This is a genomic window from Sphingomonas sp. PvP055 (assembly GCF_040546365.1).
GTDB lineage: Bacteria > Pseudomonadota > Alphaproteobacteria > Sphingomonadales > Sphingomonadaceae > Sphingomonas > Sphingomonas echinoides_A.
On record NZ_JBEPNS010000001.1, the window covers coordinates 557096 to 572913 of the forward strand.

The following is a 15818-nucleotide window of genomic DNA, read 5'->3' on the forward strand; positions in this document are numbered from 1 at the left end:
TTCATCGGGCGGCGCGCCTATAGATGGTTCCACAGGTGGAATGGAGAAGACCCCGATGAATCCTTTCGTTCGCGTCGCGATGCTGCTGGTCGGCTCGAGCCTCGCCGTCGCGACCCCCGTTTTGGCGCAGAACCAGGCGGACGAGGCGCGTTTCCAGCAGGCGCAGCAGCGGTTCGACAACGAATGGCGCACGTTCCGCGCCGAATACGACCGGTATCAGCAGGCGCGCGCGCGCGGCTATCGCAACCCGCGTCCGGCCGCCTATGACGACTCGCGGTACGCCGATCCGGAGTTCGATAATCGCGACGAAGGCAATTACGATCCGTCGCGCTATTACCGCAACGATCCCTCGCGCTATCAGGAGCGCGTGCTTGGTCCGGACGACCGGGTCTATGCCGGGAACGACGGGCGCTATTATTGCAAGCGCAACGACGGGACGACCGGGCTGATCGCGGGCGCGGTCGGCGGGGGTGTGCTTGGCAACGTGATCGACGGCGGGCATTCGCGCGGCGTGGGGACGATCCTCGGGGCGCTCGCGGGCGGACTGGTCGGCAAGTCGGTCGACCAGAACAATGCGCAGGTGCGCTGCCGCTGAGCCTGACGTCCGCGGGGGCCGGGTGACGGATCGCCCGGCCCCCGCGGAACGGCGTTACGCCGTCGCGGTCGCCGCGGCGCCGCGGCGGCGGACCATCCCGCCGATCATCGCGAAGCCGAGCAGCAGCATTGCCCAGGTCGCGGGCTCGGGGACGCTGCCGACCAGCCGGAAGATTTCGCCCTTCGTCTTGGTGAGCAGATAGAGTTCGCCATCGGCATCGCGCCCGAGGCGCAGATCGACGCGGCCGCCCGCGCTATTGCTCGTTCCGGCGAGCGCCAGCATCGTGGTCGGCAGGGCGTCGAGCGTCAGGAACAGTTCGGACAGGGGCGCAGGCGCGCCGTTCACCGCGCCGTCGGGCGAGAAATAGAACAGCCGTCCCGTGACCAGATCGCCCAGCACGACCTTGCCGATCAGTTCCGGGATCGCAGTGCCGGCGTAAAGGAATGCGCCGCCGACCCCGGCCAGCGTGTGACCGTCGCGGAAGATCTCCTCATGGTCATATTGCGCGATCGGATCGGCGAAGCGCCCGTCGTTGGCGGGGGTGGCGTAGATGTTGAAGTCCGATCCGCTGGTCCCGCGCGCGAAGGTGCCCTCGCGCAGCGGCCAGCCGTAATTGGCGCCGGCCAGCCCGACGTTGACCTCCTCGATCTGATTCTGGCCGATGTCCGAAATGAGCATCGATCCGGTCGACGGATCGAACGAGAAATTCTGCGGGTTGCGCAGGCCATAGGCCCAGACTTCGGGGCGCGCATCGGGCTGGTCGGCGAACGGGTTGCCCGCCGGGATCGCATAGGTCCGCGGCCCCGCGCCGTCGGGATCGACCGGGTCGATCCGCAGGATCTTGCCGAACGGGCTGGTCAGGCTCTGCGCGCTGTCGAACGGGTCGTTCGCCGCCCCACCGTCGCCGAACCCGATGTAGAGCTTGCCGTAATCGGTGCTGCCGCTGGCAGCAGCGGGGTTGAACGCGATCGTCCCGGCGCCGTGATCCGAATAGGGCTGTGCCACGCGCAGCACTTCGCGGTTCGAGACGATCGTCGCGCTGGCTGCGTGCGGGTCCGCGACGGTCCATTCGTGGACGATATTCTCGTGATTGTTGGGCGCGCCGCTGACCGCCCAGCTCGCACGACCCGTCGGGGCGCTGGTGTCCATCGTATAAAAGGTGTCGTAGCCCGGTTTGGTCGCGTCCCGCCCGAAATTGGGATGGAAGGCGAAGCTCATCAGCCCGGTCTGCGTGGTGTTCGCGCTGTTGGAGAAACCGACCCCCTGGCTCCGGATGTCGAACCACGGCTGCGCCGCGCTGCCGCGCGTGTCGGTGACGTAGAGCAGGCCGCGCGTATCGTTGATCATCAACCGGTTCGATCCGTCGCGAACGGGCTGGATCTGCTGGATCCGGACGCTCGACCCGGCTTGTGCGAGCGGGGGGACCGTGAGGAACCGCTGAACGCCGACGGTACGGCCCGGCGGGATCGGGGGAAGCGGATTGACGATCGCGGTCGCGCTGGCTTGCGTGGCGAGGCCAAGCGCGAGGATCCACAGCGAAACTTTCGAAATACGTGTCATGAACTCGACCCCCCGGATACTGACCGCGACGATCAGGTTCAGGTGTGAGCGAGTCAATTTCCCGATTTGGGACGGTGTGCCATAATTATACGGATCGGGTTGAAGGTAACGCATGGGTACGCTTGCCACCGCGCGACCGTTAACCGCAATAAAAAGCGCCGCACGGCATGGGCCGCGCGGCGCTCTATCACCGACATCGCCCGAACCGGGCGAGCGTCGCTTAGTCCTTGTCTTCGTCGCCCTCGCCGTCGACGGCGAGCGCTTCTTCCTCGTCTTCGTCGAGCGTCTCGCCGACCGTCTCGACGATCAGGTCGAGCTGGTCGTAGGTCGCGGTATATTCCTCGGTCGCGCCGCCCTCTTCCTCGATCGTGATCGTATAGTCTTCGCCAGACTTGCCGACCGTAAACCCTGCCAATGTCTTCGCCATGATCCGTCTCCCTGAAAGGATAGCCGCCGAACGCCCGGATCTGCAGAACGGTCCAGAGATTCAGGCCGCGACCGAAAGGCAAACCGTATCTAACCGATCTGGTACATTGTGCTTGACATCGCGACGCTGCTTTGGTACATAACAGGAACGATGAAGAATTGCGCACCGCCGCCGCCGAGTAGACGGGTGGGGTGAGAGGGCGGTGAGGACGGGCCGGGGCGGGGACGCTTTCCGGCCCGTTTGCGTTGGCGCGAACCGGTGGAGACAGCGATGGCCCTTCAACCCGACATTCTACAGGCGGCGCCCGAAGCGACCGCGTCGCAAAGCCGGCGGTGGGTCCGCTGGACACCGCTGCGCAAGGGCAAGTTCCTCGATCACCTCGCGATCAGCGGCAACGTCACCGCGTCCGCCGCGGTGGCAGGCGTCCGGGTCAGCGCAGTCTATACCTTGCGGCGGCACGATGCGGCGTTTGCCCGCGATTGGCAGATCGCGATCGAGCACGGGTATCAGTTGCTCGAAACGCTGGTGCTAGGCCACGTCCTGTCCGGCGCGGCGCGCGCGACGGGGATCGAGACTCCGCACGGCACGATCCTCGACATGGACGCCGCGTTGCGCCTGCTCACCGCGTATCGCGGTGGCGCCGCGAAACGCGCCGACAAGGCGGGGCCAACCGAGGCACGGAGCACGATCGCCGATGCCGATACGGCGATCCTGCGGAAGCTGAGCGCGATCGAGAAACGCCGGGGTGCGGCATGAGCGGCGGCACCCGCCGCCCGCGCAAGGCGGTGCCACGGAAGACCGGCACGCGCGCGACCGCGGCGCTGGTCGAGCGGATGCTCGCGCTGTCGGCGGAGGAGCGCGTCGAGCTGCTCCGCGGGCTGAGCGCGCCGCACCGGCGTGCGCTCAACGACGCGTGGTTCCTGTGGGCGCATCCGGGGCAACTCGCCCCGCCTGGCGACTGGCGCGTGTGGCTGATCCGCGCGGGGCGCGGGTTCGGCAAGACCCGCGCGGGGGCGGAATGGGTCAGCGAGATCGCGCGGACGATGCCGGGCGCGCGGATCGCGCTGGTCGGCGCGACGATCGACGACGTGCGGCGCGTGATGATCGAGGGCGAGAGCGGGCTGGTCTCGGTCGCGCGCGGCGACGCGCCGGTCGATTACCGGCGCGGTGCGGGCGAGATCGTGTTCGCCTCGGGTGCGCGCGCGGCGATCTTCTCGGCGGCGAGCCCGGAGGCGTTGCGCGGGCCGGAACATCATGCGGCGTGGTGCGACGAGCTCGCCAAGTGGCGCTACGGCGACGCGGCGTGGGACAATCTGATGCTGGGGATGCGGCTGGGGGACAATCCGCGCGTGCTGGTGACGACGACGCCCCGGCCGATCCCGCTGATGCGCCGGGTGATGGCGCTGCGCGACCTCGTCCAGACGGTCGGGCGGACGCAGGACAATCCGCATCTGCCCGAGGCGTTCATCGCGGCGCTGGAGGACGCGTATGGGGGAACGCGGCTCGCGCGGCAGGAGATTGCGGGGGAGTTGATCGAGGAAGCCGAGGGCGCGTTGTGGCGGCGCGCGCAGTTCGATGCGTGCCGGGTTGCGGTGGCGCCGGCGCTGGTGCGGACGATCGTCGCGGTCGATCCGCCCGCCGGGACCGATTCGGGGCGGGGGGATGCGTGCGGGATCGTCGCGGTCGCGCTGGGGCGCGACGGGCGTGGCTATGTGCTGGAGGATGCGAGCGTTTCCGGGCTGTCGCCGGAAGGGTGGGCGCAGGCGGTGGCGGCGTGTGCGGCGCGGCACGCTGCGGACCGGGTGATCGCGGAGAAGAACCAGGGCGGCAAGATGGTCGAGAGCGTGCTGCTCGCGGCGGACGCGGGGCTGCCGCTCCGGCTGGTCCATGCTGCCGCGGGGAAGGTCGCGCGGGCGGAGCCGGTGTCGATTTTGTACGAGCGGGGGCGGGTGTCGCACGTCGGGGTGTTTGCCGAGCTCGAGACCGAGCTGTGCGGGATGGTGGTGGGCGGCGGCTATCAGGGGGCGGGGCGCTCGCCCGACCGCGCGGATGCCTTGGTGTGGGCGCTGGGGGAACTGATGATCGCGAAGCGCCGGACGGCCAGCGTCCGGGCGCCGTGAGGGGCGGTGCGCCCCAGACCAAAGCAGCCCGAATTGCCGAGGGCACCCCCCTGCAGAAACCATTTCACAAAAGTGCAGCATATGTGTCATCAAACTGCAACAGACCAATATGGGAGACGGAGCGATGATCAGGACCTTGGCTTTGGGTTTGGTTGCAGCGGCGAGCCTGTCGACCGTGGCGGTTGCCGCGCCCCGATCCGCCGACGCGATTCGGTCGGTCGAGGCGAGCGCGCAGGTCGATCCGCGCGATGGCGGCGCGCAGATCGAACTCGCCAACGCTTATGCGCGCGCCGGGCGGAGCGGCGAGGCGGCGACGGTCTATCGCCGCGCGCTGACGCTCGACAATGTGATGCTCGAAACGCGGACCGGCGATTCGATCTGGTCGCATCAGGTCGCGCGGCACATGCTGGCGAGCGCAACGGTGCTCGCCGCACGCTGATCCCCACCGCCGACCGGCGTGGCTTTTTGCCGCGCCGGTCGGTAGGGACGCGAGCCTCCGCCGCCGTCCCGGTATGCGGATGACGGCAGGGAAATAGCGTCCGATGGTACCGCGCGAATTGATCGACACGGCGCAGATCCCCGGTGGGGACGCCATGACGCTGTACCGGCGCGGGGCCGATTTCATGATCGTGGTCGATCGCAACGAATTGATGAGCACGCGGATGAACGGCTCCGAAGAGGCGCTGGGCACGATGGCGTGCGCGCGTGTGTCGGGTGTCGCGGCGCCGCGGGTGCTGATCGGCGGCTACGGCATGGGGTTTACGCTGCGCGCGGTGCTGGGGGTCGTGGGGGTGCGCGCGGAGGTCGTCGTGGCCGAGCTGGTGCCGCAGATCCTGGCGTGGGCGCGTGGGCCGATGGCGGACGTGGCGGACGGGTGCCTCGACGATCCCCGCGTTCGCGTGTTCGAGGGGGACGTCGCGGAGGCGATTCTGGCGCCTGAGGGTGGCTATGATGCGATCCTGCTCGATGTGGATAACGGCCCGGACGGGCTGGTGCGCGCGGAGAACAACCGCTTGTACGCGCCGCGCGGGCTGTCGGCGGCGCGGGCGGCGTTGCGGCCGGGGGGCGTGCTGGCGATCTGGTCGGCGGCGCCCGATGCGCGCTTCGTCACGCGGCTGAAGGCGGCGGGGTTCCTGGTCGACGAGGTCGCGGTCAAGGCGCGGCAGAACGGCAAGGGGCCGCGCCACGTGATCTGGTTCGCGACGCGGGGGTAAGGGGGCATCGCCTCCGGCGTGCGTTTCCCCCTCCGTTCGCCCTGAGCGCAGTCGAAGGGCCTGCGCTGCGCGTGGGGCTTCGACTGCGCTCAGCCCGAACGGATGGGGATGTCGGGCCTGGTTTCACCAGGGCGCGTACCGAATGACGGATTGAACAGGCATCGGCGGGGGGGATCGCCGCGTGCCGATCATGGCGCACGGGCATAGGCTCGCGCCCGCACAGGAGAACATCATGAAATGGTTCGGCTGGAAAGCCGCCGGTCGCGAGGAATCGCGACCGGCGCTCGATCGTGCGCGCTCGCGGTTTGCGAGCGGGTTCGGGGTGGGGGAGGTGCCGCGCTCTTATGAGGCGCAGGTGCGCTCGCTGTATCTCGGCAATGCGATCGCGCAGCGCGCGGTGCGGCTGATCGCGGAGGGGATCGGGGATGCGCCGTTGCTGGGCGCGCCCGAGATCGTCGCGCTGGTCCAGGCACGATTGGGCGGGCAGGCGTTGTGCGCGAGCGTGGCGGCGCAGCTGCTGTTGCATGGCAACGCCTATGTGCAATTGCTGACCGACGCGCGCGGCGACGTGGTCGAGCTGTTCGCGCTGCGGCCCGAGCGGGTGACGGTCGAGCCCGACGCGGCGGGGTGGCCGGTCGCCTATCGCTACGGCGTCGGCGAGCGGTCGGTCCGGTTGGTTGCGGAGGATCCGGCGGGGCGGCCGCAGGTGGTGCATATCAAGGCGTTCCATCCGCTCGACGACCATTACGGGCTCGGCTGCCTGGCGAGCGCGGCGGGGGCGATGGCGCTGCACAATGCCGCGGCGGCGTGGAACACCGCGCTGCTCGACAATGCCGCGCGGCCCTCGGGCGCGCTGGTGTACGATCCCGGCGACGGGTCGAGCCTGTCGCGCGAACAGTTCGAGCGGTTGCGCGGCGAGCTGGACGCGGGGTTCGCGGGCGCGCGCAATGCGGGTCGGCCGATGCTGCTCGAGGGCGGGCTCAAGTGGCAACCGCTGAGTCTCACCCCCGCCGACATGGACTTTGCCGGCATGAAGGCGACCGCCGCGCGCGAGATCGCGACCGCCTTCGGGGTGCCGCCGATGCTGCTCGGGCTGCCGGGCGACGCGACCTACGCCAATTACCGCGAGGCGAACCGCGCGTTGTGGCGGCTCGCGATCCTGCCGTTGGCGGGGTCGATCCTGGCGGCGCTGGGGCAGGCGCTCGGCGGGTGGTTCGATACGCCGATGCTGGGCGTCGACCTCGACCGGATCACCGCGCTGGCGGAGGATCGCGAGCGGCTGTGGGGGCAAGTGAGCGCCGCCGATTTCCTGAGTTCCGAGGAGAAACGCGCGATGCTCGGCATCGCGCCAGTTGGTGTGGGAGATGCGTAATGAGTGGTGCATTGCTGGCGCAGTTGATGGCGCAGGGGTCGAGCGAGGGCGCGGACCTGACGACGCTCCGCGCGATCGCGGAGGAAGCGGGCGAAGTCGCGGCGACGCGCGCGCTGGCGCGGCTGGGGCTCGACGATGGCGCGGCGCCCAAGGACATGGCGGAGCTGCGCGAGCTGCTGGGCGCCTGGCGCGACGCTAAGAAGCGGGTGTGGAAGGCCGCTTTGGGGTGGGTCGTGCGGATCGCGGGCGCGCTGTTGTTGACCGGGATCGCGGTGAAGACCGGCTTCTGGGACTGGGTGAAGTGAGCTTGCGCTTTGCGGGGTACGCCGCGGTGTTCGACCGGGTCGATCGCGGCGGTGACGTGATCCGGGCGGGGGCGTTCGATGTTGCCGGTTCCGTGCCGTTGCTGTGGCATCACCGGGGGGCGCCGGTGGGGGTGGTCGAGCGGGTCGTGCCGGATGCGCGCGGGCTGCGCGTGATCGGGCGGATCGACGATCCGGCGCTCGCCGGGATGGTGCGCGGCGGGGGCGTTTCGGGGCTTTCGATCGGGTATCGCGTGCGGGCTGGCGTGCGCACGGGCGCGGCGGTGCGGGAGTTGACCGCGCTCGATCTGATCGAGGTGAGCCTGGTCGCGCAGCCGATGCAGCCGCTGGCGCGGGTGCACGCGATTTCGGACTGAGGGTTGACCGACGTGCCGTGACGCCTGGCCCCAAAAGCTGCCGTCATGCTGAACTTGTTTCAGCATCCACCGTGCAGCGGGCTTGGTCCGGACTCGCTGAGGGCTGGATCCTGAAACGAGTTCAGGATGACGCCGGGGGGCGGGGGCGGCTCTCCAAAATTCCAGAATCACAGGTTTCTTTGCCCGGCGGCGGTGTCGTCCGGGTGCTTTGGCGTGGGAGAATGACATGACCGATCACACGATGGATGCACTGGAAGCGAGTTTCGAGACGCAGGCGCTGGGCGGGCCGGTAAGCCGGCCAATGCTCGCGGGGGGCGGCGCTTCGGCGGGCGGCGGGTTCGAGGGGTTCCTGCGCAGCGGGGCGAGCGTGGAGATGAAGGCGTTTACCGGGGTGTCCGGCGACGCGGGTGGCTATGCGATCCCCAAGGAGATCGACAGCGTGATCGACGCGACGCTCAAGGCGGCGTCGCCGATGCGGGCGATCGCCAATGTCGTGCAGGTCGGGTCGGCGGGGTATCGCAAGCTGGTGACGACCGGGGGCACGCCGTCGGGCTGGGCGGCGGAGACCGATGCGCGGCCGGGCACCGCGACCCCGGTGTTCACCGAAATCGCCCCGCCGATGGGCGAACTCTACGCCAACCCGAGCGCGAGCCAGGCGATGCTCGACGACGCCGCGTTCGACGTCGAGGCGTGGCTCGCCAATGAAATTGCGCTCGAATTCGCCAAGGCGGAGGGGAGCGCGTTCATCACCGGGAGCGGGGTCAGCCGCCCCAAGGGGTTCCTCCAGGCGACCACCGCCGCCACGACCGACGCGACGCGCGCGTTCGGGACGCTGCAATATCTCGCGAGCGGGGTGGCGGGGGATTTCCCGACGACGCCGCAGGACCGGCTGATCGACCTCGTTCAGGCTTTGCGCGCACCATATCGGCAGGGCGCGGTGTTCCTGATGAACGCGACGACGCTCGCGCGGATCCGCAAGTTCAAGACCAGCGACGGGCAGTTCTTGTGGAGCCCGAGCCTGAGCGGCGCGACGCCGGGGACGTTGCTCGGCTATCCGGTGATCGAGAGCGAGGACATGCCCGACATCGCCGCGAACAGCCTGTCGATCGCGTTCGGCAACTTCAAGGCGGGGTATCTGATCGCGGAGCGGCGGGAGACGGTGATCCTGCGCGATCCCTATACCAACAAGCCGTTCGTCAATTTCTACGCGACCAAGCGGATCGGCGGGTGCGTGTCGAACAGCGAGGCGATCAAGCTGATGAAGTTCGCGGTTTCCTGAGCGGATCGGCGGCCAGAAAGGGCGGGCGGCGCGCGGTTTGGGGATGGATCGCGCGCTGGCCGCCGCGATCGTGGTGCAAAGGAATCGACATGATCGAGGATAATGGCCCGGGCGTGGTGACGCTCGGGGCGGGGGATCGTGCGCTCGCGGTGGCGGCGGTCAAGGCGGTGCTGCGCGTCGCGAGTGCGGACGAGGACGACCTGATCGTCGCGTTCGCCGAGACCGCGCTGGGGCTCGCGGAACGCTTCCTGGGGCAGGTGACGATCCGGCGGACGATGCGCGAAAGCTTCGGCGTGACGGGCGCGTGGAAGCGGATCGGCGCGGCGCCGGTCCGCGCGATCACGCAGGTCGAAACGGTGGCGGGGGTGGCGCTCGCGGCGATGACCTATGCGATCGACATTGATCCGCAGGGCGAGGGCTGGGTTCGCGTGAGCGATGGCGCGAGCGGCACCCGCGTGGTGGTGTTCGACGCCGGGATGGCGAACGACTGGTCGGGGGTGCCGGGGCCGATCCGGCAGGGGGTCGTATTGCTCGCGGCGCATCTGTTCGATGCGCGCGAACATGCCACGCCGCCGCCGCTCGCGGTGACCGCGCTGTGGCGACCGTTCCGGCGGATCGCGTTGCTGGCGGGAGAGCATCCATGATGGACGGGCTGAAAGAGCGCGGTCGCGCGATCGGCGAAGCCGCGGCGGCGCGCGTGCGGGGGCGGGTTGCGACGACTCTACGCGAAACGTTTCCCGAGGCGGCGGTGGAGGAGGTCGGTGACGACCTAGTCCTGACCGGACGGGTGACCGCTGACGATCCTCGGCTGCGCTGGATCGGGAGTTTGCTGCGATGAGCGCGGAGAGCGTGCTCCAGGCGGCGGTGCTGGCGAAGCTGCGCGCGGTCGCGGGGTTGAACGGCGTTTATGCCGGTCCCCCGGTCCGCGCGACGCCGCCGTTTGCCGAGCTGGGCGAGCTGATCGCGCTCGACTGGGGGGCGAAGGATCGCGCCGGGCGTGAGCTGCGGCTGCTGGTGACGCTGCGCGACGCGGGCGAGACGGCGGTGCGGCTGGCGGCGCTGATCGCCAGCGTCGGCGCGGCGATCGAAGCTTTGCCGCGCGACCTGCCCGGGTGGCGAGTCGCGAGCGTGGGGCTCGTGCGCAGCCGCAGCTGGGGGACGAGCCCCGGCCAGTGGAGCGCGAGCATGGATTACCGGATTCGCATGATGGAGGGTTTATGAGCGTGGAACGGGGCAGTGCCTTCTTGCTGAAGGTCGGGAACGGGGCGACGCCGGTCGTCTATCAGACGGTCGCGGGGCTGCGGACGACGCAGCTCAGCATCAACGGCGCGATGGTGGCGGTGACGTCGAAGGATTCGGGCGGGTGGCGCGATCTGTTGTCGGGGGCGGGGGTGCGCAGCGTCAGCGTGTCGGCGGCGGGGGTGTTCGTCGGGTCGGCGGCGGAGCTGCGGATCAAGGCGAATGCGCTGTCGGGGGTGCTCGACGATTATCGGCTGAGCTTCGAAAGCGGCGAGACGCTGACGGGGAAGTTCCTCGTTTCGCGGCTCGACTATGCCGGGGATTATAACGGCGAGCGCAGTTACACGCTGAGCCTGGAAAGCTCCGGGCCGGCGGTCGCGGCATGAGCGCGAACCCGGAGCGCGGCGAGGCGGAATTGCGCGTCGGGGGCGAGCGGCTGGTGTTGCGCCCGAGCTTCACCGCGTTGTGCGCGGCGGAGCGCGAGCTGGGGCCGCTGTTCGCGCTGGTCGAGCGCGCGGCGGCGGGGTCGCTCGCGCTCGGCGAGATGGTCGCGTTGTTCTGGCACTGCCGTGTCGATGCGCCCGAGGCGATGACGCGCGAGGCGATGGGCGAGAGCGTCGTGCGTGCGGGGCTTGCCGAGGCGACGCCGGTGTTGCGCGTGCTGCTCGGGCAGATCCTGGCGGGGCGGTGATGGAGCGGTTCGCCGAGGCGAGCGTGCGGCTCGCCGGGCTGGCGGGGGCGGTGCTGGGGTGGGCGCCGGAGGTGTTCTGGCGCGCGACCCCGGCGGAGTTGGGCGCGGTGGTGGCGGTGCTGACGGGCGCGGGCGATGCGGTCGCGCCGCCCGATGCCGCGACGATCGCGCGGATGCAGGAGGCGTTTCCCGATGGCGGATGAAATCGAACGGCTGGTGGTCGGTGTGCGCGCGGATACCGTGGGCTTCGCGAGCGACGTGGACGCGATGCGCGCATCGCTCGAGGGGCCGCTGGCGAACGGAGTGGACCGCGCGGCGCGGACGATCGAGGGTGCGCTGGGCAAGGCGGTGCGGACCGGGTCGCTGGGGTTCGAGGATTTGCGCAAGGTTGCGCTCGGGGTGCTCGACGACATCGCGTCTTCGGCGTTGCGGGGTGGGATTCAGGCGCTGTTCGGCGGGGGGAGCGGCGGTGGTGGGGGCGGCGCGGAACTGATGCCGCGACCCGGTCAGGGCGGGTGCTGTTGCGGGGGCGGGGGCTGGCCCGGCGGTGGCGGGGTGCTCTCGCTGCTCGAGGGTGTGTTCGGCGGCGCGCCGGGGCGCGCGACCGGCGGGCCGGTGTCGCCTGCACGGCCCTATTGGGTCGGCGAGCGTGGGCCCGAACTGTTCGTGCCGACCGCGAGCGGGAGTGTCGTTCCCGCAGGCGGTGGCGGTGGCGGGGGCGGGGGCGCGCGCGACGTTCGAGTCTCGATCACCGTGCAGGGCGGGAGCGATGCGGCGCAGGCACTGGCGGCGTCCAGCCGGCAAGTCGCGCGCGCGGTGAAGGCGGCGCTGAGCGCGGAGTGAGCGGGGTCGTTCGTTGGTAGTCCGACACCCGCCCCGCGCGGGCGTCATGCTGAACTTGTTTCAGCATCCACCGCGCGACGGGCGCGGACCGGACTCATGGCGCGGTGGACCCTGAAACGAGTTCAGGGTGACGCAGCCTGTGGGGTGGGCACACGTCCCCCGGCCGCCGCCCTGCCGTCATGCTGAACGGCGGACGCGTTTGCGAATGACAGAGAATCCCGGCCCCCGACCCGAACGGGTGGGGCGACAGGGCGGCGCGTGGGAGAAAGCACGATGGCCTATTGGCTCGCGACCAAACGGACGGTGCAGGCGGAAGGCGTGATCTCGCGGTTCGATCCGCGGTTCTGGACGGTCGACTTCCCGCGGCCGATGATGGCCGCCGTGACCACCACCGCGCCCGATGCGCTGCGGGTCGATGCGGTGTTCTATACGCCGGGCGATCTCGCCGGGGTGATCTGGGACGCGGAGGATACGCACGATCATCCGTTGCTGCGCTATGCGACGTCGCGGGATTTCCGCAGCTGTCGGCTCGCGTTTCGCTGGCGGTCCGCGGGGGTTGTGGCGCTCGACGCGGTCAACGGCCCGGTGCTGACGATCGAGGGACGCGATGCGGGCGGGGCGCCGCGGGCGTGGTATGTCCGGCTGTGGAATTACGCCACGGGCACGCCGGAGGACGCGCGCGTGACGCTGGATTTTGCGGATCTCGCGGGCGGATTCGTGCTGCCGGGCGAGGCGGATCCGGTGTGGGCGGGGGACGTCGACCGGATGTTCGTCTCGCTGGTCCCGCCGGGATATGTCGCGGGCGGGGCAACGCCCCTGGCGGCCCCGGTCGAGGCGTGGGTCGAACTGAGCGGGATCACCTGCGACGGATCGGGCGCGGTGCTCGCGATCGGGGATGCGATCGTTCCCGAACATGGCCTGTCGATCGCGAGCGGCTATGACGACAGCTACAATCTCACGCCCGCGCGGTTGCTCCGCAACGCGCTGTTGCTTGGGTATCGCGGGAGCATCACGCATTATGTCGGGATGAGCCACTATATGCGGCTCGAGGCGAACTCGGGTGGGTTTTACGTCGGACTCGCGGGCGGGGCGCTCAACGTGGCGGCGGCGGCATGGCACCGCGATTTCGCGGAGGGCGCGCGCAGGCTCGGCTACGACGTGATCTGGTCGCTGAGCTACGAACTGTTCGACGCCTATTGCTGGGGCGACTGGAAACAGCGCGCGTGGGATGGGACGCCCGCGCAGACCGGCTGGTCGCCGCCTTCGACGCTGCTGTCCCCCGCGCATGGCGGGGCGATGGGATATCTGCGGGCGGTGGCGGCGGCATTCCTCGGGATCGGGGTGGCGGCGGGGCTGGCGCCGAAATTCCAGATCGGGGAGCCGTGGTGGTGGGTCCTGCCCGACGGGCGCCCCTGCCTGTACGATGGCGCGGCGAGGGCGGCGTTCGGCGGGAGTCCGGTGCAGATCGCCACGCTCGCGAGCGTGACCACCGCAGGCGAGCGCGCGCTGCTCGATAGCGCGGGCGTCGTGCTGGCCGCGTCGACCGCGGCGCTGGTCGCGGCGGTGCGTGCGGTCGCGCCCAGCGTGCAGACGCATCTGCTGGTCTATCTGCCGACGGTGCTGGCGACCGCAATGCCCGAGGCCAAGCGCGCCAACGTGCCGCTCGGCTGGGCGCGGCCCGCGTTCGATGTCCTGCAGCTCGAGGATTACGACTTCGTCGTCGCGGGCGATGTCTCGGCGACGGCGCGCGGCGTGGCGGCGATGCAGGCGCGGCTCGGTTATGCCGTGGGGGAAACGCACTATTTCTCGGGCTTCGTGCTGCGGCCCGATCAGGCCGCCGAATGGCGCGCGATCGAGACGGCGGCGGGCGCAGCACGCGCGCGCGGGGCCGCGCGGACGTTCCTATGGGCCTTGCCGCAGGTGCTGCGCGACGGGTTCGTCCATTTCGACCAGGAGGAGACTGCGGTGGATCCGTTCGACGACGTGCTGTTCCCGATCTCGCTCGGGCGCGAGGCGGAGGTCAGCCCCGAATTCTCGACCGCGATCGTCACGAGCGGGGGCGGGCATGAGGCGCGCAACGCGAGCTGGGCGGAGGCGCGGACACGCTACGACGTCGGGCCGGGGGTGCGATCCGAGGCGGATATCGCCGCCTTGCTCGCCTTCTTCCGCGCGCGGATGGGGCCGGCGCGCGGGTTCCGGCTGCGCGATCCGTTCGATTCCAGTTCTGGCGGCGGCGTGCCGACCCCGCTCGACCAGCGGATCGGCACCGGGGATGGGACGACCGTGCGGTTCCCGCTCGTCAAGCGGTATGGCGATGCGGTGCGCCGGATCACGCGGCCCGTCGCGGGGAGCGTTCGCGTCGCGGTGGCGGCGAGCGAAACGACCCGCTTCACGCTTGTGGCCGGGGGATGGGTCGATTTCGACGATCCGCCCGCTGCGGGCGCGCCCGTGACCGCGGGGTTCCAGTTCGACGTGCCCGTGCGCTTTGCCGAGGACCGGCTGAGCGTGACGCGCGCGACCTTCCTGGCGGGTGCGGCGACGAGCGTGCCGTTGATCGAAGTGCGTGAGGAAGCGGCATGAGTTTCCTCGACGGTGCGCTCACCACGATCGCTTTGTGCTGGCGGATCGAGCGGTGCGACGGGATTGCACTCGGGCTGACCGATCATGACCGCGACCTGACGATCGACGGCCTCGTCCACCGCGCGGCGCCGGGGATGACGCCGTCCGCGATCCGGCGCAGCGACGGTCTCGACGCGGATACGATGGACATCACCGGCGCGCTGACGAGTGCGGCGATCACCGAGGCGGATCTGGTGGCGGGGCGGTGGGACGGCGCGCGGGTCATATTGTTCGCGGTCGACTGGACCGGCGCGGACACGACGCGCGTGCCGCTGGGGATCGGGACGATCGGCGCGGTGGAGACGCAGCGCGGCGGGTTTACCGCCGAGTTGCGCGGTACCGGTGCGATGCTGGAGGGGCCGGTGGTCGAACTGACCTCGCCCGAATGCCGCGCCGAGCTGGGCGATGCGCGCTGCCGGGTGCCGCTGGCGGCGCGACGGCGGATGCTGCGCGTCGTTGCCAGCGCGGGCCAAAGGCTGACGCTCGACGCGGCCGAACCCAGCGTGGGGGCGTATGGCGGGGGGCTGTTGCGCTGGATCGGGGGCGCGAACAGCGGGTTGCGCAGTGCCATCGCCGGTTCGGACGGCGCGAGCGTGACGCTGCGGAGCGAACCGCCGCTGGCGGTGGCTGCGGGCGACCTGGTCGAGCTGATCGAGGGGTGCGACAAGAGTCTCGCGACGTGCGCCGCCCGGTTCGGCAACGCGGCGAACTTTCGCGGCGAGCCGTATCTGCCGGGGATCGACCTGCTGACGCGCTATCCCGGCGCATGACGCGCCGCGACCACGCCGTGGTGGCGACCGCGCGGCGGACGATCGGCGCGCGGTTCCGGTTGCAGGGGCGGGATCCGGCGTTCGGGCTCGATTGCGTCGGGGTCGTCGCGTTCGCGGTGCGGGGGGCGGGATACGTGGGGGCGATCCCTGAGGGCTATGCCTTGCGGGGTGGCCATGCTGCGGAGATCGCGGCGCAGTTCGAAAGCGCGGGGTTCGTGCGCGGTCCGACGCTCGCGCCGGGCGGGATCGCGCTGTTCGACAGTGGGTGCGGGCAATTGCATCTCGCGGTGATCGTTCCCGGCGGGATCGTCCATGCCGATGCGATGCTGCGCCGGGTGGTCGAGCGACCGGGGCCACCGCCGTGGGCCGTGCTGGGCTGCTGGCATTTGCCCGATGACGAGGGAGACTGA

Annotated in this window: 20 protein-coding genes and 2 pseudogenes; 19 read left to right on the top strand and 3 right to left on the bottom strand. The window is 70.3% G+C overall.

Annotated features, from left to right (window positions below):
- The first annotated feature begins 79 nt into the window (after nt 1–79).
- Complete coding sequence (locus ABIC16_RS02795; protein WP_354292242.1) at nt 80–595, top strand: glycine zipper 2TM domain-containing protein; 516 nt, start codon at nt 80–82, stop codon at nt 593–595.
- Between the two features lie 54 nt (nt 596–649).
- On the opposite strand, the pseudogene ABIC16_RS21160 reads toward ABIC16_RS02795, so the two are convergent.
- The 3 genes and pseudogenes from ABIC16_RS21160 to ABIC16_RS02805 all read right to left on the bottom strand — a co-directional run.
- A pseudogene (locus ABIC16_RS21160) lies at nt 650–757 on the bottom strand (PEPxxWA-CTERM sorting domain-containing protein); the annotation flags it as partial.
- Nucleotides 758–892: 135 nt separating this feature from the next.
- Nucleotides 893–2269 (bottom strand): annotated as a pseudogene (locus ABIC16_RS02800) (PQQ-dependent sugar dehydrogenase); the annotation flags it as partial.
- 106 nt (nt 2270–2375) lie between these two features.
- Entirely contained in the window at nt 2376–2582 is a 207-nt protein-coding gene (locus tag ABIC16_RS02805) for a hypothetical protein (RefSeq protein ID WP_354289964.1), read from the bottom strand.
- A 270-nt stretch (nt 2583–2852) separates the two neighbouring features.
- Here ABIC16_RS02805 and ABIC16_RS02810 point away from each other — a divergent pair, with 270 nt between their 5' ends.
- The 18 genes from ABIC16_RS02810 to ABIC16_RS02895 all read left to right on the top strand — a co-directional run bounded on the left by ABIC16_RS02810 (nt 2853) and on the right by ABIC16_RS02895 (nt 15818).
- Nucleotides 2853–3338: a hypothetical protein gene (locus ABIC16_RS02810; protein WP_354289965.1), complete on the top strand. Its 486-nt coding sequence runs from the start codon at nt 2853–2855 to the stop codon at nt 3336–3338.
- Nucleotides 3335–4702: a DNA-packaging protein gene (locus ABIC16_RS02815; RefSeq protein WP_502958277.1), complete on the top strand. Its 1368-nt coding sequence runs from the start codon at nt 3335–3337 to the stop codon at nt 4700–4702. The genes ABIC16_RS02810 and ABIC16_RS02815 overlap by 4 nt, the downstream gene beginning before the upstream one ends.
- A gap of 124 nt (nt 4703–4826) precedes the next feature.
- Nucleotides 4827–5141, top strand: a complete 315-nt coding sequence (locus tag ABIC16_RS02820) for a BTAD domain-containing putative transcriptional regulator (protein ID WP_354289966.1) — start codon at nt 4827–4829, stop codon at nt 5139–5141.
- A 103-nt stretch (nt 5142–5244) separates the two neighbouring features.
- Nucleotides 5245–5916 carry a polyamine aminopropyltransferase gene (locus ABIC16_RS02825; protein WP_354289967.1) on the top strand — a complete coding sequence of 224 codons (672 nt, stop codon included), beginning with the start codon at nt 5245–5247 and terminating at the stop codon, nt 5914–5916.
- Nucleotides 5917–6148: 232 nt separating this feature from the next.
- Nucleotides 6149–7288, top strand: a complete 1140-nt coding sequence (locus ABIC16_RS02830) for a phage portal protein (RefSeq protein WP_354289968.1) — start codon at nt 6149–6151, stop codon at nt 7286–7288.
- The gene (locus ABIC16_RS02835) at nt 7288–7593 is read left to right on the top strand and encodes a DUF6127 family protein (RefSeq protein ID WP_354289969.1); all 306 of its coding nucleotides are present in this window, start codon (nt 7288–7290) and stop codon (nt 7591–7593) included. The genes ABIC16_RS02830 and ABIC16_RS02835 overlap by 1 nt, the downstream gene beginning before the upstream one ends.
- Nucleotides 7590–7967: an HK97 family phage prohead protease gene (locus tag ABIC16_RS02840; protein ID WP_354289970.1), complete on the top strand. Its 378-nt coding sequence runs from the start codon at nt 7590–7592 to the stop codon at nt 7965–7967. The genes ABIC16_RS02835 and ABIC16_RS02840 overlap by 4 nt, the downstream gene beginning before the upstream one ends.
- Before the next feature lie 226 nt (nt 7968–8193).
- Nucleotides 8194–9246 (top strand): phage major capsid protein, encoded by a 1053-nt coding sequence (locus ABIC16_RS02845; RefSeq protein ID WP_354289971.1) that lies wholly within the window; start codon nt 8194–8196, stop codon nt 9244–9246.
- Nucleotides 9247–9335: 89 nt separating this feature from the next.
- Nucleotides 9336–9890 (top strand): head-tail connector protein, encoded by a 555-nt coding sequence (locus ABIC16_RS02850; protein WP_354289972.1) that lies wholly within the window; start codon nt 9336–9338, stop codon nt 9888–9890.
- The gene (locus ABIC16_RS02855) at nt 9887–10084 is read left to right on the top strand and encodes a hypothetical protein (protein ID WP_354289973.1); all 198 of its coding nucleotides are present in this window, start codon (nt 9887–9889) and stop codon (nt 10082–10084) included. The genes ABIC16_RS02850 and ABIC16_RS02855 overlap by 4 nt, the downstream gene beginning before the upstream one ends.
- Entirely contained in the window at nt 10081–10467 is a 387-nt protein-coding gene (gene gp17, locus ABIC16_RS02860; RefSeq protein WP_354289974.1) for a tail completion protein gp17, read from the top strand. Before ABIC16_RS02855 ends, gp17 begins: the two co-directional genes overlap by 4 nt.
- Nucleotides 10464–10871, top strand: a complete 408-nt coding sequence (locus ABIC16_RS02865) for a phage tail tube protein (protein WP_354289975.1) — start codon at nt 10464–10466, stop codon at nt 10869–10871. Before gp17 ends, ABIC16_RS02865 begins: the two co-directional genes overlap by 4 nt.
- Entirely contained in the window at nt 10868–11176 is a 309-nt protein-coding gene (locus tag ABIC16_RS02870; protein ID WP_277971522.1) for a gene transfer agent family protein, read from the top strand. The genes ABIC16_RS02865 and ABIC16_RS02870 overlap by 4 nt, the downstream gene beginning before the upstream one ends.
- The gene (locus ABIC16_RS02875) at nt 11176–11379 is read left to right on the top strand and encodes a phage tail assembly chaperone (RefSeq protein ID WP_277971521.1); all 204 of its coding nucleotides are present in this window, start codon (nt 11176–11178) and stop codon (nt 11377–11379) included. Before ABIC16_RS02870 ends, ABIC16_RS02875 begins: the two co-directional genes overlap by 1 nt.
- The gene (locus tag ABIC16_RS02880) at nt 11369–12019 is read left to right on the top strand and encodes a tail tape measure protein (protein WP_354289976.1); all 651 of its coding nucleotides are present in this window, start codon (nt 11369–11371) and stop codon (nt 12017–12019) included. Before ABIC16_RS02875 ends, ABIC16_RS02880 begins: the two co-directional genes overlap by 11 nt.
- 273 nt (nt 12020–12292) lie before the next feature.
- Nucleotides 12293–14599, top strand: coding sequence for a DUF2460 domain-containing protein (locus ABIC16_RS02885; RefSeq protein WP_354289977.1), 2307 nt, complete (start codon nt 12293–12295; stop codon nt 14597–14599).
- Nucleotides 14596–15408, top strand: coding sequence for a phage/gene transfer agent baseplate hub protein (locus ABIC16_RS02890; RefSeq protein ID WP_354289978.1), 813 nt, complete (start codon nt 14596–14598; stop codon nt 15406–15408). The genes ABIC16_RS02885 and ABIC16_RS02890 overlap by 4 nt, the downstream gene beginning before the upstream one ends.
- Nucleotides 15405–15818, top strand: coding sequence for a peptidoglycan endopeptidase (locus ABIC16_RS02895; protein ID WP_354289979.1), 414 nt, complete (start codon nt 15405–15407; stop codon nt 15816–15818). The genes ABIC16_RS02890 and ABIC16_RS02895 overlap by 4 nt, the downstream gene beginning before the upstream one ends.

What these genes read in the sequence shown, in the direction of transcription:
- ABIC16_RS02890 (WP_354289978.1), top strand. Translation starts at nt 14,596, where the DNA reads ATGAGTTTCCTCGACGGTGCGCTCACCACGATCGCTTTGTGCTGGCGG.
- ABIC16_RS02850 (WP_354289972.1), top strand. Translation starts at nt 9,336, where the DNA reads ATGATCGAGGATAATGGCCCGGGCGTGGTGACGCTCGGGGCGGGGGAT.
- ABIC16_RS02895 (WP_354289979.1), top strand. Translation starts at nt 15,405, where the DNA reads ATGACGCGCCGCGACCACGCCGTGGTGGCGACCGCGCGGCGGACGATC.
- ABIC16_RS02880 (WP_354289976.1), top strand. Translation starts at nt 11,369, where the DNA reads ATGGCGGATGAAATCGAACGGCTGGTGGTCGGTGTGCGCGCGGATACC.
- ABIC16_RS02870 (WP_277971522.1), top strand. Translation starts at nt 10,868, where the DNA reads ATGAGCGCGAACCCGGAGCGCGGCGAGGCGGAATTGCGCGTCGGGGGC.
- ABIC16_RS02805 (WP_354289964.1), bottom strand. Translation starts at nt 2,582, where the DNA reads ATGGCGAAGACATTGGCAGGGTTTACGGTCGGCAAGTCTGGCGAAGAC.
- gp17 (WP_354289974.1), top strand. Translation starts at nt 10,081, where the DNA reads ATGAGCGCGGAGAGCGTGCTCCAGGCGGCGGTGCTGGCGAAGCTGCGC.
- ABIC16_RS02820 (WP_354289966.1), top strand. Translation starts at nt 4,827, where the DNA reads ATGATCAGGACCTTGGCTTTGGGTTTGGTTGCAGCGGCGAGCCTGTCG.
- ABIC16_RS02835 (WP_354289969.1), top strand. Translation starts at nt 7,288, where the DNA reads ATGAGTGGTGCATTGCTGGCGCAGTTGATGGCGCAGGGGTCGAGCGAG.
- ABIC16_RS02855 (WP_354289973.1), top strand. Translation starts at nt 9,887, where the DNA reads ATGATGGACGGGCTGAAAGAGCGCGGTCGCGCGATCGGCGAAGCCGCG.
- ABIC16_RS02815 (WP_502958277.1), top strand. Translation starts at nt 3,335, where the DNA reads ATGAGCGGCGGCACCCGCCGCCCGCGCAAGGCGGTGCCACGGAAGACC.
- ABIC16_RS02845 (WP_354289971.1), top strand. Translation starts at nt 8,194, where the DNA reads ATGACCGATCACACGATGGATGCACTGGAAGCGAGTTTCGAGACGCAG.
- ABIC16_RS02875 (WP_277971521.1), top strand. Translation starts at nt 11,176, where the DNA reads ATGGAGCGGTTCGCCGAGGCGAGCGTGCGGCTCGCCGGGCTGGCGGGG.
- ABIC16_RS02810 (WP_354289965.1), top strand. Translation starts at nt 2,853, where the DNA reads ATGGCCCTTCAACCCGACATTCTACAGGCGGCGCCCGAAGCGACCGCG.
- ABIC16_RS02830 (WP_354289968.1), top strand. Translation starts at nt 6,149, where the DNA reads ATGAAATGGTTCGGCTGGAAAGCCGCCGGTCGCGAGGAATCGCGACCG.
- ABIC16_RS02865 (WP_354289975.1), top strand. Translation starts at nt 10,464, where the DNA reads ATGAGCGTGGAACGGGGCAGTGCCTTCTTGCTGAAGGTCGGGAACGGG.
- ABIC16_RS02885 (WP_354289977.1), top strand. Translation starts at nt 12,293, where the DNA reads ATGGCCTATTGGCTCGCGACCAAACGGACGGTGCAGGCGGAAGGCGTG.
- ABIC16_RS02825 (WP_354289967.1), top strand. Translation starts at nt 5,245, where the DNA reads ATGGTACCGCGCGAATTGATCGACACGGCGCAGATCCCCGGTGGGGAC.
- ABIC16_RS02795 (WP_354292242.1), top strand. Translation starts at nt 80, where the DNA reads ATGCTGCTGGTCGGCTCGAGCCTCGCCGTCGCGACCCCCGTTTTGGCG.